This is a genomic window from Flavobacterium aquidurense (assembly GCF_002217195.1).
Lineage (GTDB): Bacteria > Bacteroidota > Bacteroidia > Flavobacteriales > Flavobacteriaceae > Flavobacterium > Flavobacterium frigidimaris.
The window spans coordinates 71977-87529 of the sequence record NZ_MUGR01000007.1 but is presented as its reverse complement, the minus strand read 5'-3'; the positions used below and the strand labels follow the sequence as shown (position 1 = coordinate 87529).

The 15553-nt window shown below is 33.8% G+C and carries 19 protein-coding genes; 3 read left to right on the top strand and 16 right to left on the bottom strand.

Annotated elements, in window-relative coordinates; all coding sequences use genetic code 11:
* Nucleotides 1-296: 296 nt before the first annotated feature.
* Nucleotides 297-2444 carry a cation:proton antiporter gene (locus B0A67_RS05080; protein WP_072960368.1) on the top strand — a complete coding sequence of 716 codons (2148 nt, stop codon included), beginning with the start codon at nt 297-299 and terminating at the stop codon, nt 2442-2444.
* A gap of 167 nt (nt 2445-2611) precedes the next feature.
* Complete coding sequence (locus B0A67_RS05075; protein WP_072960365.1) at nt 2612-2974, top strand: VOC family protein; 363 nt, start codon at nt 2612-2614, stop codon at nt 2972-2974.
* A 70-nt stretch (nt 2975-3044) separates the two neighbouring features.
* Here B0A67_RS05075 and B0A67_RS05070 read toward each other — a convergent pair whose 3' ends face one another.
* The 5 genes from B0A67_RS05070 to B0A67_RS05050 form a co-directional block, all read right to left on the bottom strand.
* Nucleotides 3045-3725, bottom strand: a complete 681-nt coding sequence (locus B0A67_RS05070) for a mutarotase (protein ID WP_072960363.1) — start codon at nt 3723-3725, stop codon at nt 3045-3047.
* A gap of 6 nt (nt 3726-3731) precedes the next feature.
* The gene (locus B0A67_RS05065) at nt 3732-4100 is read right to left on the bottom strand and encodes an iron chaperone (RefSeq protein ID WP_072960360.1); all 369 of its coding nucleotides are present in this window, start codon (nt 4098-4100) and stop codon (nt 3732-3734) included.
* A gap of 16 nt (nt 4101-4116) precedes the next feature.
* Nucleotides 4117-4584, bottom strand: a complete 468-nt coding sequence (locus tag B0A67_RS05060; protein ID WP_072960357.1) for an SRPBCC family protein — start codon at nt 4582-4584, stop codon at nt 4117-4119.
* 188 nt (nt 4585-4772) lie between these two features.
* A complete protein-coding gene (locus B0A67_RS05055) occupies nt 4773-5723 on the bottom strand; it encodes a polysaccharide deacetylase family protein (protein ID WP_072960354.1) in 951 nt (316 codons plus the stop codon).
* 5 nt (nt 5724-5728) lie between these two features.
* Nucleotides 5729-6121, bottom strand: a complete 393-nt coding sequence (locus tag B0A67_RS05050; protein ID WP_072960351.1) for a DoxX family membrane protein — start codon at nt 6119-6121, stop codon at nt 5729-5731.
* A gap of 85 nt (nt 6122-6206) precedes the next feature.
* Between B0A67_RS05050 and B0A67_RS05045 the strand changes: the two genes are divergently transcribed.
* Complete coding sequence (locus B0A67_RS05045) at nt 6207-7040, top strand: AraC family transcriptional regulator (protein WP_072960348.1); 834 nt, start codon at nt 6207-6209, stop codon at nt 7038-7040.
* Nucleotides 7041-7055: 15 nt separating this feature from the next.
* Here the strand turns inward: B0A67_RS05045 and B0A67_RS05040 are convergent, their stop codons facing one another.
* From B0A67_RS05040 to B0A67_RS04990, 11 genes are all read right to left on the bottom strand, one after another.
* Nucleotides 7056-7637 carry an LOG family protein gene (locus B0A67_RS05040; protein ID WP_072960345.1) on the bottom strand — a complete coding sequence of 194 codons (582 nt, stop codon included), beginning with the start codon at nt 7635-7637 and terminating at the stop codon, nt 7056-7058.
* Between the two features lie 373 nt (nt 7638-8010).
* Entirely contained in the window at nt 8011-8553 is a 543-nt protein-coding gene (locus tag B0A67_RS05035; protein WP_072960341.1) for a GNAT family N-acetyltransferase, read from the bottom strand.
* Between the two features lie 302 nt (nt 8554-8855).
* A complete protein-coding gene (locus B0A67_RS05030) occupies nt 8856-9980 on the bottom strand; it encodes a lactonase family protein (protein WP_072960338.1) in 1125 nt (374 codons plus the stop codon).
* 111 nt (nt 9981-10091) lie between these two features.
* Nucleotides 10092-11189, bottom strand: a complete 1098-nt coding sequence (locus B0A67_RS05025; RefSeq protein ID WP_072960335.1) for an MBL fold metallo-hydrolase — start codon at nt 11187-11189, stop codon at nt 10092-10094.
* Nucleotides 11190-11196: 7 nt separating this feature from the next.
* On the bottom strand, nt 11197-11622 hold the full coding sequence (locus tag B0A67_RS05020) for a DUF1801 domain-containing protein (RefSeq protein ID WP_072960333.1): 426 nt from the start codon (nt 11620-11622) through the stop codon (nt 11197-11199).
* A gap of 6 nt (nt 11623-11628) precedes the next feature.
* Entirely contained in the window at nt 11629-12675 is a 1047-nt protein-coding gene (locus B0A67_RS05015; RefSeq protein WP_072960330.1) for a serine hydrolase domain-containing protein, read from the bottom strand.
* Nucleotides 12676-12853: 178 nt separating this feature from the next.
* Complete coding sequence (locus B0A67_RS05010) at nt 12854-13222, bottom strand: nuclear transport factor 2 family protein (RefSeq protein ID WP_072960327.1); 369 nt, start codon at nt 13220-13222, stop codon at nt 12854-12856.
* A gap of 71 nt (nt 13223-13293) precedes the next feature.
* Complete coding sequence (locus B0A67_RS05005) at nt 13294-13899, bottom strand: hypothetical protein (protein WP_072960324.1); 606 nt, start codon at nt 13897-13899, stop codon at nt 13294-13296.
* A gap of 16 nt (nt 13900-13915) precedes the next feature.
* Nucleotides 13916-14614 (bottom strand): hypothetical protein, encoded by a 699-nt coding sequence (locus B0A67_RS05000; RefSeq protein ID WP_072960321.1) that lies wholly within the window; start codon nt 14612-14614, stop codon nt 13916-13918.
* 16 nt (nt 14615-14630) lie between these two features.
* Complete coding sequence (locus B0A67_RS04995; RefSeq protein ID WP_072960319.1) at nt 14631-15311, bottom strand: aspartate/glutamate racemase family protein; 681 nt, start codon at nt 15309-15311, stop codon at nt 14631-14633.
* A 9-nt stretch (nt 15312-15320) separates the two neighbouring features.
* Nucleotides 15321-15536 (bottom strand): ArsR family transcriptional regulator, encoded by a 216-nt coding sequence (locus B0A67_RS04990; protein ID WP_072960316.1) that lies wholly within the window; start codon nt 15534-15536, stop codon nt 15321-15323.
* Between the last annotated feature and the right edge of the window lie 17 nt (nt 15537-15553).

The following is a 15553-nucleotide window of genomic DNA, read 5'->3' as shown; positions in this document are numbered from 1 at the left end:
AAGATAATTGAATAATGCAATGAATATTTACTTTCGTTTGTTAATGTTGCAGTTTTGTTAAAAATAATATTAAATTTTAATAATTTGGCAACGAAACAAATTTTATTACTTAATATGCGGTTTTCGTAAAAAGTTCGCAATTTTTTTAGGTATTTTTGTAATGAAGCAATCACTAAAGAATCTGATTTTTTTACTTTTAAATAAATCGGTAAATAATAACTTCTGAGGTTTTATTTTAATTTGAATACATCTTTTTTCGAAAAATTAAAATACCATAAAGAAGATAAAATTACATTATGATAGAATTTTTCAAGCATTTTTTACAAGAATTCGAATTACCCCTTAGTAACCCAGTATTGATTTTCTCGTTGATACTTTTCATTATTCTCTTGTCACCTATTTTATTAAAAAAAATAAATATTCCAGGAATTATCGGACTTATTATTTCCGGAGTAATTATTGGGCCTCACGGACTTAATATCCTTGCAAAAAATTCAGCCGTAGATTTATTTTCAACAATAGGACTTTTGTATATCATGTTTATTGCAGGTCTGGAATTGGATATGAATGAGTTTAAAGCCAATCGAAATAAGAGTTTATTATTTGGGTTCTTTACTTTTATTTTTCCCTTAACCATTGGATTTCCGGTTTGTTATTATTTACTGCAATATGATTTTAATGCCAGTTTTTTGACAGCAAGTATGTTTGCGACGCATACTTTGGTGGCGTATCCAATTGTAAGTAAACTGGGCATAGCAAAAAACCAGGCTGTTGCGATCACCGTTGGAGGAACGATCTTAACAGATACTGCGGTTTTGATTATTCTGGCGGTCATTATGGGAAGCAGTCAAGGCAACCTGAATCAGGCTTTCTGGATAAAACTAACCGTTTCACTGGCGATTTTCTCCGCTATTATGTTTTTAGTGATTCCGAGAATTGCGAAATGGTTCTTTAAAAAATTGGAAAGCGAAAAACACGCTCATTATATCTTTGTTCTTTCGGTTGTTTTCTTTGCAGCCTTTTTGGCCGAAGTAGCAGGAGTAGAGCCCATTATTGGAGCGTTCGTTGCAGGTTTGGCATTAAATCCTTTGATTCCGCATTCGTCTGCACTGATGAATAGAATTGATTTTATCGGGAATTCATTGTTTATTCCGTTTTTCCTGATTTCGGTGGGAATGTTGGTGGATATTAGTGTGATTCTTAGCGGGCCAACAGCATTAATTGTAGCCGGGACTTTGAGTGTCGTGGCTATTTTTGGAAAATGGATTGCAGCGTTTTTTACTCAGATTGTTTTTAAATATACTAAAACCGAAAGGCAACTTATTTTCGGCTTAAGCAGTGCACATGCCGCTGCAACGTTAGCGGTTATTTTGGTTGGATTTAAAGCGAAGATTCTGGATGAAAATATCTTAAACGGAACTATTATTTTAATATTAATTACTTGTATTGTAGCTTCTTTTGCCACTGAAAAAGCGGCTAAAAAAATTGCAATTTGCGAGGAAGAAGTTTCTCATGAAGATGCGCACAGCGATCAGATTTTAGACGAACACATTTTAATTCCGTTAGCAAAAACTTCGGCGACAGCCACTTTATTAGATTTTGCACTTTTAATTAAAGATAAAAAATCATCTAATCCGGTGACTTTGTTAACGATTGTTCCTAATAATGATCAGGCCGAAAAAAATATTCTAAAGTATCGAAAAGCAGTTGATAAATTCGTCATTCAGGCTTCGGCTTCAGAAGTAAAAATAAATACAATTGCCAGAATTGACCATAATCCTGCAAGCGGAATTGCCAGAACTTCAAAAGAAATCATGTCGGATATTGTGATTATAGGCTGGCCTAGAAAAACAGGTTTTCTGGATAAGATTTTTGGTGAAAATGTAGATTCAATCATTAATAATGTTGATAAAAGTTTGTTCATCTGCAGATTTCAGAAAACATTTATAGAAGAAAAAAGACTGGTTTTTATTTGCCCGCCATTCTCTGAAAGAGGAGTTGGATTTCATTTATTATTACAGAAAATCTGTAGATTATCCCAGGAATTGAGTATTCCGATTATGATTTACGCCGAGTATAAAACACATCAAACCATTCAGCAAATTGCAGCAAATTTAAAACTGAATGCTAAATTAGGTTTTAAAAGTATTATGGATTGGGATGATTTTGAATCTATTTCAGATGAAATAAAACCAAACGATTTGATTGTCTTTAATTTATCCAGAAAAGGTTCTGTATCGTACCAATCGATCTTTGACAGATTACCTCAAAAATTCGAAAGATCATTTGATGATAACAATCTGATTCTGGTATATGCGCAAGACGATCGCAAAGGAACTTCTATGGATGCCTATGAAGATTTTACTGCTACGCCATTAACCAAAGGACTTGAAGCGATTGAACAAATTGGCCGTGGTTTGGGGAATATTCTGAAGAAGAACTAAATTGATTTTTTAGATCGTGATAACCCGACAGGGTTTTAAAACCTTTCGGGTTTGCTGACCACATTTATATTGACTTTGTTTATGGATTTGCAAAGAATGGGGTAATCTCATTACGATTTTTATTTACTAAATTTGAAAAGATAATAATCAATTTAATATCACAGAAAATGAATCACAAAGCAATATCCATCCGACCGTTTATTGGTGCCAAAGATTTTGAAGTATCCAGAAACTTTTACAAAGATTTAGGTTTTGAAGAGGGGGTTTTAGATCCAAAGTTTTCTGTCTTTAAAACCGGAGATTTAGCCTTTTATCTTCAGGATTATTATGATAAAAGCTGGATCGAAAACACCATGATTTTCCTTGAAGTCGAGGATGTCGATGATTATTACAATCAGTTATTGACCTTAAACTTAACAGAAAAATATGGTGTAAAACTAACGCCAACCCGACATTTAGATTGGGGAAGCGAATGTTTTTTACACGATCCTTCCGGTGTTTTATGGCATTTTGGGAAGTTTAATAAATAAGTTTTTTGCCATGAAGACACTAAGGCAAAAAGTTTTTTTTGAATTCCCAAAAAAATTAGTGGCGAGTAAATTAAATAATAAAATTGGCTAAGCGAATGGTGTTTTTTTCTCGCTGATACCAATCGTTATAAACTAATTCCAAATTTTCAACCTGAAATTCCCCAAAATCATAATCCCGAAATTGAGCTGCGGTTGCTATTAATTCCTTCGGATTTACAAGTTTTTCCTGAAATCGCATCACAGTAGTATGTGCCGTTGCAATCGTATACCGACTATCGATGCTTTGTTCTAAAGTGGATTTTTTAAAATTTTCACGAAGTTTATCCCTGAAATTATGCAATGATTCGTCCGTAGGGAAACCTTGGATCATGAATGCAGAAGGTGAAGCCGTAACGCCTCGAAACTCGATTGTAATTTGATCAAGATGCACCAGGCTTTGCTGGATGACATCGATATATTCCGGAATGTTTATTTTATCTAAAGTAAAACCCTCGTAACACGAAATAATCGACATAACCGTAATATGAATATCTGGATCAGGATAATAATACTGATGGGGTTCTATTGCCTTTAGTTCGTCTAGAAACAGCTGAATATTGGCTTTTATTTTTTCATTTGGACGAATTAATAAAGTGATACCAAATCTGGAATCTGATGCATTATTTATCTGAGTATCTAATTTGTAATTACCTTCTAAAATTGCTTCAGAAGATTTTATATAAAGCTGATTGTAATGTTCGGTTAAATTCATTGAAGATTATTTCTTTTTTTCTTTTTCAAGGTTTTCTTTCACTCTAAACTTTACAATCTTGGTTATTAAATCAAAAGGTATTGGTGCATTCAGTGGAAATTGTACAGAACCTTTTCCCGATTTATATTTCGAAAGTTCTTTTTTAAAAGTTTCATGACCACTTGGTAAAGCATACAAACCAATATGTTTTTTGAAAGCAGCAAAGTACACCACGATTCCGTTTTGTTCAAAAGCAGGCATCGAATAACTGATTTTCTCTTTGGCATCCGGAGCAGCTTTCTGAATCGTTGTTCTGACTTTTTTCAGAATTTCCTGAATATTATTTGGGAATCCGCCAATATATTCGTCGATAGTTGAAGGTTTCTTTATATCCATATTTTTAATGTTTTTTTTATGCCAGTCCTTTAGGAAATCGATCCAAGACTAAATTCAGCTGAATATTATGCTCTAGATAAGCTTTTGCTCCGGCTAAAACTAAGGTAAAACCTTCTGTTGAGTTCCTTACCTGATCGATTATTTTGTCAGCATCACCTTTTAAACCTGAATTGGTAATGCTCACAAAAGTTTCATGTTCGTTCAACGGACTAAAAATCCATTCTACTAAAGTCGTTTCATCTGGATTTCCCCATTCGATCACAATCTTATGATTTTCCTGCAGAACATGGGTGGTAACGGTTAATGAAAAACCATACATTTCCCAGGTCCATTCTGTTGTGGTGTCTTGTTCTAATTTTCCGGAACCTTTTGTAAACCAAAATTTACGGGTAATTTCCGGATCTGTAAAAGCCTGAAAAACTTCTGAAACAGGTTTTCTAATCAGCATTTCGGCTTTTGCGAAGTGGTTGTTTTCTGTTTTCATTTTTTATTGGTGAGATGTTGTCTGTAAAATGTTATTTGTAAAATTTGAAACAAAAAATTGGCGTGTAAACTTGAAACTTGAAGCAAGTTTTTTTCGAACCTCTAATTTAAGAAAGAAATCTCATATACTTAAAAAAAAGAAATCCACACAAGTTTTACTGGTATGGATTTCAAAGTTTAAAATATATTTTATTCTCTTATTGTCGTTTTATCGTGCAATGCCATTTCAGCGATTTCATCTTTGCGTTTAAAACTCACTCCTTTATGCTGTTGCATGTATTTAATAAGATCGTTTGCCGCTTTGACCATTTGGGGAGTTCCGCCAATACGATCATGAAAACTAATCGACATTTGCCGGCGTTGTGTTTCACTTTCTGCGTACAATTGATCGAACTCCATTTTAACCTGTTGCAGGAATTGATCGGCCGAAAAGTTTTTTCCTTCAATCAAAACAATATCGTTGCATCTTAAAGTATAGGGAACCACAGCAAAATCCTTGTTTTTTACCTGAATAATAAAGGGTTCATCGCGACTGATATCATCGATATGATATTTGAAACCCAGTTCTTGCAGAATATTTAGTGTATTCGTTCCCCGGCGCAACCAGTTGGCGTTATAACCAATAGCGGTAAAACCGGTAATGTTTTTGATGGCATCGACACCATCTTTTATAAATTTCTTTTCCTCTTCATAAGGCATTGTATATTGCGTGCTCCAGTTCATGCCATGTGCCGCGGCTTCATGACCGCGTTGTACAATTTCTTTAGCAAGTTCCGGGTTTTTCAAAACTGCCGTTCCCACCATATGCGAGGTAACTTTTACGCCCAGTTTATCCCAATTGTCTAACATTCTCGGAATTCCTTCTTTGTATCCGTAATTGTACCAGGTTGCGGCAGGAAGATCGATATAGCCTTTTTGTATATTTTGAGGAAACGGACTTTCGGCATTATCAGGTTGTCCGCCAGCTTCGAATTGCATCGAAATCGATACTACTAATCGTGAACCATCTGTCCATTTTTTTTTTGGAGCAGATAAAAAAGATTTTGTTTGTGATACTTCTGCGAAAGTTTCTATTGGATTGATCAAGCCGACCATTCCAATAATTCCTGTTTGTTTGATAAAATTTCTTCTTGAACCCATGATGATTATTTTTTGATTAAAGTGTCAATTGTCCAACTATTGTAATCGATAAAATGCAAAAGCAAAGCAAAAAATGCAATGTGAATTAATTGTGACGGAATGGCTTCCCAGTTCTCGATCATTGAAGTTCCGAATAATAAAACCAGCAAGACAAATCCTCCGGCTATCAAGGAAGGTTTTGTAAATAAACCCAGTATTAGAAGCAAACCAATGACGAATTCGGCTATCGGCAAAATGTAGCTAAAAGGTATCACAATGACTTTAGGCAGCATAGAATTTTCGAAACTGCCAATCATCCAGTTGCTGAAAGCAGTTAGTTTTGGGAGACGTACCAATCCGTGGCCAAACATACTGATGGCGACGGCAAGACGCAGTAATAAAAAAGAAGTTGTTTCCATATTTTGTATGATTTTAGATGACAAAGTTGGGAAGAACTACTTTTTTTAATTTGTACAATCATTGGAATAATTTGTATTTTTGAGTATGGAAATTAGAAATTTATACTATCCTTTTGAACTTCAGTTTTTGGAAGTTTCAGAATATGAGGCTAAAGAACGGAAGAATACATTTTTTGAAATGGTTTTTGTTTTGGAAGGAAAAGGAACCCAAATCATAAACGATCACAGATTGCCATACGCCTGTGATAAGTTATTCTTGATTTTTCCTCAGGATACGCACAGTTTTGAAGTGGCTGAAAAAACTAAGTTTTTCTTTATCAGGTTTCAGAACAGTTATCTTAAAACCCAAAGCAATGACTGGATCCAGAAGTTGGAATTTATATTTCATAATCACAATCATTTACCGGGCTGTATTTTAAAAACAGTCACCGATAAACCTTTATTAAGAGCGATGATTGAGGCTTTGATCCGGGAAGAAATCGGTAATTTTCCGCAGCAGCAGGAAGTTATCAAACAGATTCTGAATACCATTATTACAATTGCAGCCAGAAATATTTCACTTATTTCTCCGGTTGCATTTGCTCCGGTTCCCACGGAACCGAGTTTGGATTTACTTAATTATGTACATCAGAATATTTACCAGCCGCAAGCCCTAAAGGCGACAAAAATGGCTTTAGAGTTTAATGTTTCGCCTACTTATATCAGTGAATATTTTAAAACCAAAACCGGACAAAGTATTCAGCAATATACGATTGCCTATAAAATAAAACTGATCGAAACGAGATTGAAATTTACCAATCTGCAAATCAACGAAATTGTATATGAATTTGGTTTTAGCGATGCAAGTCACCTGAACCGACTGTTTAAGAAATATACAGGATTGAATCCAAGTGACTATAAAAAGCAATTTAAGAATTAGATTTTTTAAGATAGGTCAAACTTTGTCTTTATCAATCCATTTTCCGGTGGTCGGTGCCACGTAATTTTTCATTTGCTCTAATAAATCATCAATAGTATCGCTTACCAAAAGCATTTGCTGATTGGTTTCTTTCAATAAGCCTTTTTCTACCATAACTTTCGTTAATTCAATCAAAGAATCGTAAAAGCCATTGATATTTAAAATTGCAATTGGTTTTTTGTGCAATCCTAATTGCGCCCATGTCAGCATTTCAAAAAGTTCTTCAAGAGTTCCAAATCCACCAGGAAGCGCAATGACGCCGTCGCATAAATCATTCATTTTGGTCTTTCTTTCATGCATACTTTCGACCAAAATTAATTCCGTTAAGCCAAGATGTGCAATTTCTTTGGATCTTAAAAAATTAGGTAAGACTCCAATTGCTTTTCCTCCTTCATTCAAAACGCCATCTGCTACAGCGCCCATTAAACCTACGTTTGCCCCGCCGTAAACCAATTCGATGTTTTGTTTTGCCAGGGTTTGTCCCAGCAATGTTGCTTGTTCTTTATATATTTCTTCAGTACCAAAACTGGAACCGCAGAATACTGTAATTCTTTTCATTGTTAGAATTTATTCGTTAAAGGTTAGAAGTGAGATGATTATTAGTTATATGTTAATTCGTTATTAGTTAAATGTTAGAAGTGAGAGGATTATTTGTTATTCGTTAAATGTTGAAAGTTATAATGAAAATCAAAGATTAAAAGACGGTATTTTGTGCCGTTAGGCACTACAGATTGGTAGAAAAAATATGAATTAGAATAGATTTAGCGTGCTGTAGGTACGCAACAAAAAATCCTATTGCGTAACTAGGGCACGCTAACCAACTTTATAACCTAATAAACTACCAATATTTAGTGCCCAAAGGCACATTTGAAAGTTAATTTGTCAAAATGAAAAGTAGAAATTTTCCAACTCATAACTCATAACTCACAACTCACAATTTATAATTTTCAACCTTTAACTCATATTCAAAATGAGGTAAATTGAGCGGGACATTACTAATAACACTTACTTCACCAATTTTTAAACCTCCTAATTTTTCTACTGCTTTTTGCGAACGAATATTATCTGTACCAATATGAAATAGTACGGAATCTACATGTTGAAAAGCATAATCTATCAATAGTTTTTTATTCGATTTATTGTATAGTCCGCCCCAGAATTTTCGACCAATGAAGGTAAAGCCAATTGCAATACTGGATTTCTCCGGATTGTAATCATAATAACGGGTATTGCCCACGATTTCATTTGTTTTTTTATCTAAAATCAAGAAAGCACTTTTTGAGTTGATTGCTGCATCAAAAAAAGGTCTGAAGACTTCTATTTTGTATCGGTCTTTGATTGGGTGTTGTTCCCAAATTAAAGGATCTGAAGCCACTTTAAAAAGTGCATCAAAATCACTTTCCTGTAGTGGAACTAATTTTGTAATGTCGTCTTCTAAAATTTCAGTTTGTAAATTGAATGCTGATTGTGTCATTTTTTAAGTTTTAAAATTTTTTGTTTGCCGCTAATTTGACGAAGAACCACGAATTTAAAATAAAAATTTGACTTTGGTTTTCAGCGAAAGAAGTTTTTTGCCACAGATTATAAGATTATAAATGATTTATAAATTTTGTGTGATTTCTGATTTTGCATAAAAGCCAAACAATAGAAAATACGCGATAATCTGTGTTTTCGCTTGCGAATCCGTGTCATCTGTGTTCGAAATCGCAATACTATAAACTTTTGCCAATGCAGCACTTGAGATTGCTTCGTTCCTCGCAATAACGTAAAATATGATTATATTCTCTTAATCTGAACACAGGAAACATTCTCCATTTTAACTTCATTTCCTGTTTTTTTAAGCAATCCGGTTTTTGAATTTCTTTTAAAGACGACTACATTTCCCGAATTGACATTTGTTGCCACTAAAAAATCCCCTGTTTCATCAAGGGCAAAAATTCTCGGATGTTTTCCGAAAGTCGACTGGTAGCCAATGTTTTTCAAAAGACCGTTTTCGTCAATAGAAAAAATGGCGATGTTGTTTTCTTTGCCTCTGTTTGTGGCGTATAGAAATTTTCCGTCTGGCGAAATATGAATGTCTGAACTTTCAAAACCGGATGTTATAGTGTCCGGATGTGTATTGATGCGCTGGATTTGTTTCAGAGTTCCGTTTTCGTATTGATAAACACTTATTGATCCGGACATTTCTTCGATACAATAACCCGATTTTTCGTTGGGGTGAAAAGTAAAATGCCTTGGTCCTGCTTCTAAATCTGTTTTGGTAAACGGAACTTTTGTTTCTACTAAAGGCTGTTTCTGAGTTGTGTCAAAACGATAACAACGAATTTTATCAGCGCCTAAATCAGGCAGGAATAAATAATCATTTTGAGGAGAAAATACCGTCGAATGAACGTGAGATTTCGTTTGTCTTTCCTTATTAATACTTCCGTCAGTATATTGAAAATTTTGTGCTATCGAATCAATTTTGCCATTTTCTAATAGAGGATGAACTGATACACTTCCTTCTGTATAATTACCATTTACCAGCCATTTGCCGCTTTTGTGAACCGAAAGATAAACCGGATTTTCACCGCCACTGGATTGCTTGTTTAAAAAAGTCAGGGTTTTATTTTCAGGATTAAATTCAAAACTGCTAACGCTTCCTGCATTTGGCGTTTTCGTATCGGTACAGGCATAAAGATATTTTCCGTTTGGTGATAAAGTCAAATACGACGGATTGATGATATTCTTTGCCGAAGTTATTTTAGTTAATTTACCTTTTAAAGTATCTAACTGATACACCTGAATACCTTCTGCAGCCAGATCACGATTGTAACTTCCTAAAAAGACATACGTATTTTGAGAGAAGCTATTTAGGGTAATTAGAAAAGCAATTGCTAGAAGGTATATTTTTTGGTTCATGGCGTTTATGATTTTTTTTGTTTCAGGTTTCAGGTTTCAAGTTTCAGGTTTGTGTTTCCATTTCAGTTTAGAACACATTTTTTATAATAAACATTTTACGTTTACAATAAGCTATCTGACCCCTTTCCACCATTGTTGAAATTCTTGTTTTTCATTTCTGAGTTCTACTAATTCACCTATTTTCGGTGTCACTAGCGGAATCGGATTTTCTGAAGCGGCATTCAATTGGGTTACTTTTATCAAAGGTTCGTCCCAGGGATGCAGCGCTAATGGAAATTTAGAAGAATGTACCGGAAAAACTCTTTTTGCTTTGATATCTTTCATGGCTTTTATCACATCTTCCGGGAGATTATGAATGTATTTCCAGGCCGGATTATATTGTCCGTTATCGAGAAGCGCGATGTCAAAAGGGCCAAATTTGTTTCCAATTTCGGCATAATGGGTATCGTAACCGCTGTCACCGCCCAGATACATTTTAAAATCGTTGGCTTCCAGTACAAACGATGTCCAGAGCGTATTACAGCGTTTGATGCTTCTGCCTGAAAAATGCCTTGATGGCGTAGTATAAAGAGTCAGATTTTCATCGAGTTTTATTTTTTCGTGCCAGTCTTTTTCGATGATAATGTGTTTTGCAAATCCCCAAAACTCAAAATGTGAGCCAACACCAAGAGCACAAATTATTTGTTTTATTTTGGGTTTTAATTCCATAATCGTTTTATAATCCAGATGATCATAATGATCGTGTGTGATCAGTAAATAATCAATTTCAGGAAAATCACTGGCAGTATAAATATCAGTTCCTTTGAATGCTTTTGTAGTTCCGTAAATAGGAGAGGCGTTCCCGCTAAAAACAGGATCGATTAAAAAACGTTTTCCTTCAAGCTGAATGTAATAGGAGGAATGCCCAAACCATACTAAAACATCCTGATCTATAGGGAGTTCATGTAAATTGGTTTTGATAGACGGAATATTATCAGTCGGAATTTTGCGGTCTACTTTTTTAAATAGAAACTCATATAGCACTTTAGAAAAGCTATAACCTTCTGCGAGTTCTGGTGTAAAAGTTATATTTTCGAATTTTCCGTTTTTAAATTGCGGACTTTTCTGCATTAAGGCCAATCTTTCTCCAGAGGGCTGTTTCCCATATCTGGGATGTTGAAAAATGTAAATTGCAAGGGCAACTAAGAGAAGAACTATAGTAAGGATCATGGTAGTATTAATTTGATGGGTATAATTTTTTTAAATGTTCTAAAGAAAGTGAAATCATATTTTTAAGCACTCCAACATCAATATCAGCTAATTTTTTGATATAAATACAGCCTTTAGATGCTTTATGCTTTCCTAGTTTAGAAAGTAATTCGTCTCGATCATCTGGCGAAGTATATATATAAAGCGAAATAGCTGCTTTTCTTGGTGAGAACCCCACAAGCGGTGCGTCGCCTTCATGACCGCTGGCATATTTATAGTGATAACTCCCGAAACCAATTATACTTGGCCCCCACATTTTGGGTTCAAAATGAGTGACTTCCTGCATTATTCTGATGAGTTCAAAAGCATCATTTCTTTTGGTTTCCTCTTTGACAAAAGCATCTATAAAATCAGCAATACTTTCATTGGTTTCAGTAGTTTTATTTTTTGCCATTCTGTTTTATTTTGGATTTAGCAAATTGCTTTTAAATAAAATGTTCTTGATTTTAAATTCATTGATATAAAACAAATCTGAATTTTCATTCATCTGATTTTCTAATACAATCAAGCTTACATCACTTTCAGGAAAATACAAATTTACAGAAGAAAAACCATCACCTAATCCTGTGTGGCCCAAATATTTCAACGGTTCTTTTTCGATAATTCGAATACCGTAACCATAAGGCTCTTTTTCTTTTCCAAAGAGGTTGTGTTGCGATAGCACAGTTGATTTTATCATTAATTGATACGTTTCAGGTTTTAAAATTTTTCCTTTATGGAGATTATTGTTCCAGATTGCCAGATCATTTACAGTAGAAATGATTCCGTCAGCGCCTAGGTTTTCATTTGATATTAGTGATTCTTTGACAGGTTCAAATGTATTTTTGTTGTTTATGTATCCCGTAGTTAGATTCTGGATTTTGGTTTTATTATAAGTAAAAGTATTTTTCATTTCAAGCTTTTTGAAAAGTGCATTGGCTATTTCGCTATAACTTTTTTTCGAAGTATGTTCTAGAATTTTACCAAGAAGACTGTAGTTTAGGTTTCCGTAATGAAAATTAGTTCCGGGTTTAAACTCAAGGGGTTTATTGATGTCGACAATTCCGTGTGTATGATTTAAAAGTTGATGAACGGTTACAGAATCTTCCCAGGTTTGAGTAAGTTCCGGCAAATATTTTTTAATTGGATCTTGTAAATTAATTTTTCCTTTTTCTACTTCTAATAAAATCAAAACCGCTGCGATTTGTTTACTATTCGACATGATTTCGAACTGACTGTTGCTAGTCAAAGGTTTTTTTGAGTCGAAATTGGTAAAACCATGCACTTTAGAATATATATTTTTTCCATTTTTAGAAATCAGAATAACGCCATTAAAAACAGGATTGGTATTTTTTATGAGACTATCAATTTGAGTTGGATAATTGTCTTTTTTTTGTGCAAATGAATTGCAATTTGAAAATAAGAAAAGGACAGATAATAAATAGGGGATTCTAAGAATGGAATTCATTTTTTTTAGTTTCAGGTTTTAAGGTTAAAATGTTTTTTTTATCGCAAAGTGCGCAAAGCTGAGTCTGTACAAAGCTTATCGAACTTTGTGTTTTTAAACTTACCGATTGATAAAAATCTTGGCGTTGCGGTTAATTTTATAATGGAGTATCAGTTGTTAGTGTCAGCTGTAAAATAACTTAAAACATTCCGTTTTCATTAATAGGATCTTTAGGAATAGGCTGTCCTAAATCCCAAAGTTCAACAATTTTGTCTCCCTTGAATTTAAGAATATGAACAACTGCAAAACCTAGTTCTACAGGAGTTTGTTTGAGATGAGAATGTACAGCGACCAGATTGTCATCTTCAAGAATGTGATGAATTTTAAAAACCTTATTGGGATTTGTTCTCGTCGATTCTTCCATTGCCAGCATCAAAGTCTCGGCATCGCCTTTAAAATAAGCATTATGGTGTTTGAAATTTTTACCAATATAAAGGCGAAATGCTTCATGTGAATGCCCGTTTGCAGCGAGTTTTAAAAAGTCCTGGGCAATTTCTTTCTTAGTCATGGTTCTGGAATTTAAAAGCTAACTAAGTTATAAAATAAGTATTTATGAAAAACAAAAAGTACTTAATAATTTTAGTCCAGGCGTTTAAATTCATAAGTACCATTATAACTTGGTCCTGCCCAAAAAAGGAACAAGAATGCGCCGGTATTGTCTACGGCTTCATTTATAATCAGATTATTGTTTTTTGAGATAGCAATTCGTCTTTTATTGTTATTGCATCCGCCAAAAAGATAGGGTATTCCGGTGCATTTCAGGAATGTATTATGCAGATAGAACATTCCGTCTTTTTTGAGTTCACCTTTGATCTGCTGTTTTTTTATACTGTAATTATTCTTGAATAACTCGACGTTTAATTGGGCAGTATTGCTCAGCTTTAATTCGATATGATAGTCGACCAGACCATTTATAATAGAATCGATGTCTTCAAATTTTAAACTTTCATTTGTGATGTAATTGTATGAATTGATATACTTTTTTGAAGTTTCGATATTTGAATGTGCTGTTTTCCTGTCGAATTTTTTTATTGGAGAGAAGCTAAATTTTCCATTAAATGAAATTAGAGAGCTTTCATCTATTTTAGTGTAATCGTTCTTAAAATCTTTTTTAGAAAAAGACGCACAATTTGATACTAAAACAGCTACCAGTAAAAGGACAAATATTCTAAGCTTCTTTTTCATATATGATTTTATAGTTTTAAGAAATAAGTAATGAATTCGATTTTAAATATCGGTTTTCGTTAATTACTTTTTTTGCTTCCGGACTAATCCAGAAATTTGGACGATATAGTTTTGCAGCACTTTGCAGTTTTGCTTTATTGGATATTGCCTTTATGTTTTTTACCAGATCATTAAATAAGTTATAATTATTAAAAGTGTTTGCATCAACAATAGAATTGAATTTATCGTTTGAAAAACTTACGAATTTTGGATAAGTCAGTTCTAAACCAATAGTTCCTTCAGTATTCATATAAGCAACACTTAGACTTTCATTATTCTTTGAAAAAGTGATGTAAAAAGGACTGATATTTATTACCGGTTCTGTTGGATCAACTAGTTTATAATCATTAGAAATGACTCCCTTTTTGTCGATAATATCTTTAAAGTTAATAGTATTAAGATCATCAGTAAGAGAAATTCGGATTTTATCTTCATAAAACCAATGTTCTTTTCTATCATATTCTTTATTGCCAATTATAATTTCGTTAAAAAAATCTTTGTAGCCACCAAATACATAAAGTGTATCAGTTGCTTTATAATCTATAGGAACTCTTGTATTTGTGATCACAAAGTGAAATTTAAGATCGGTAAAAATAGATTCAAATTCGTTGGGTGTAAGGATAAAATTAAATTTATTCCATCCTTTTCCGGAACCCAGTCCGCCGAAATAGCCCATAAGTTATAATTTAAGTTTAAGAGAGCATGAAGCTCACAATAGCTTCCGAATGTATTTTTGTAGTATCAAAAACAGGAACAGCAAAATGAGACTGATCGATAAGCAACGGGATTTCGGTACAGCCTAAAATAATGCCTTCGGCGCCACGCGCGATCAGTTCGCTGGCAATTTTGATATAGTTTTCTTTCGATTCCGGATTTATAATTCCTTTGCCCAGTTCTTGTTTTAAAACTTGTTGTATATAATCTCTTGTTTCCTGTTTTTCAGGAATTAACACATTTAATCCAAAACTTTTCAAACGGTCTTTATAAAAATCCATTTCCATAGAAAACGAAGTTCCTAATAGGCCAACAGTTGTGATTTTTTCTCGTGTTATGGCTTTTGCAGTTTCAGTACCAATATGAATCAAGGGAACTTCGATTTCCTTTTCGATTTTGTCCGCATGCATATGCGCTGTATTTGCACATAGTACAATGGCATCAACACCACTTTTTTGTAAACTTAAACAGGCATTCAATATCAGTTCGTATGAGTCTGGCCAGGTTTTTTCCTGAATATCACCAAAATTCAGAGAATAAATCAGGCATTCTGCAAATTGCAGTCCGCCCAGTTTTTTGTTTACACCTTCGTTAATGAATTTATAGTAATCTATTGTCGAAACCCAACTGGTTCCGCCTACGAGTCCAACTTTTTTCATTTTTTATATTTATAAATCTTCTGACTTGATTTGTGTGGTATCAACGCCTAATTTTTCAAATTCTTTTTGACCCAAATCTGTAATATAAAAGTGTTTGTCTGTTGGTTTATTTTTAGCAATCCAGCCTTTATCAGCAAAAGTTTCTAAAAGTAACTGACCTAATTTTCCACCAATATGTTCATAACATGTTTTTGCTGGTTTTCCGGTGATTGATTTCTCGCTCATTTTGAAAATAGTTTAAA

Excerpts from the sequence above, each read along its gene's own strand:
- B0A67_RS05080 (WP_072960368.1), top strand. The coding sequence starts at position 297 with ATGATAGAATTTTTCAAGCATTTTTTACAAGAATTCGAATTACCCCTT.
- B0A67_RS05075 (WP_072960365.1), top strand. The coding sequence starts at position 2,612 with ATGAATCACAAAGCAATATCCATCCGACCGTTTATTGGTGCCAAAGAT.
- B0A67_RS05070 (WP_072960363.1), bottom strand. The coding sequence starts at position 3,725 with ATGAATTTAACCGAACATTACAATCAGCTTTATATAAAATCTTCTGAA.
- B0A67_RS05065 (WP_072960360.1), bottom strand. The coding sequence starts at position 4,100 with ATGGATATAAAGAAACCTTCAACTATCGACGAATATATTGGCGGATTC.
- B0A67_RS05060 (WP_072960357.1), bottom strand. The coding sequence starts at position 4,584 with ATGAAAACAGAAAACAACCACTTCGCAAAAGCCGAAATGCTGATTAGA.
- B0A67_RS05055 (WP_072960354.1), bottom strand. The coding sequence starts at position 5,723 with ATGGGTTCAAGAAGAAATTTTATCAAACAAACAGGAATTATTGGAATG.
- B0A67_RS05050 (WP_072960351.1), bottom strand. The coding sequence starts at position 6,121 with ATGGAAACAACTTCTTTTTTATTACTGCGTCTTGCCGTCGCCATCAGT.
- B0A67_RS05045 (WP_072960348.1), top strand. The coding sequence starts at position 6,207 with ATGGAAATTAGAAATTTATACTATCCTTTTGAACTTCAGTTTTTGGAA.
- B0A67_RS05040 (WP_072960345.1), bottom strand. The coding sequence starts at position 7,637 with ATGAAAAGAATTACAGTATTCTGCGGTTCCAGTTTTGGTACTGAAGAA.
- B0A67_RS05035 (WP_072960341.1), bottom strand. The coding sequence starts at position 8,553 with ATGACACAATCAGCATTCAATTTACAAACTGAAATTTTAGAAGACGAC.
- B0A67_RS05030 (WP_072960338.1), bottom strand. The coding sequence starts at position 9,980 with ATGAACCAAAAAATATACCTTCTAGCAATTGCTTTTCTAATTACCCTA.
- B0A67_RS05025 (WP_072960335.1), bottom strand. The coding sequence starts at position 11,189 with ATGATCCTTACTATAGTTCTTCTCTTAGTTGCCCTTGCAATTTACATT.
- B0A67_RS05020 (WP_072960333.1), bottom strand. The coding sequence starts at position 11,622 with ATGGCAAAAAATAAAACTACTGAAACCAATGAAAGTATTGCTGATTTT.
- B0A67_RS05015 (WP_072960330.1), bottom strand. The coding sequence starts at position 12,675 with ATGAATTCCATTCTTAGAATCCCCTATTTATTATCTGTCCTTTTCTTA.
- B0A67_RS05010 (WP_072960327.1), bottom strand. The coding sequence starts at position 13,222 with ATGACTAAGAAAGAAATTGCCCAGGACTTTTTAAAACTCGCTGCAAAC.
- B0A67_RS05005 (WP_072960324.1), bottom strand. The coding sequence starts at position 13,899 with ATGAAAAAGAAGCTTAGAATATTTGTCCTTTTACTGGTAGCTGTTTTA.
- B0A67_RS05000 (WP_072960321.1), bottom strand. The coding sequence starts at position 14,614 with ATGGGCTATTTCGGCGGACTGGGTTCCGGAAAAGGATGGAATAAATTT.
- B0A67_RS04995 (WP_072960319.1), bottom strand. The coding sequence starts at position 15,311 with ATGAAAAAAGTTGGACTCGTAGGCGGAACCAGTTGGGTTTCGACAATA.
- B0A67_RS04990 (WP_072960316.1), bottom strand. The coding sequence starts at position 15,536 with ATGAGCGAGAAATCAATCACCGGAAAACCAGCAAAAACATGTTATGAA.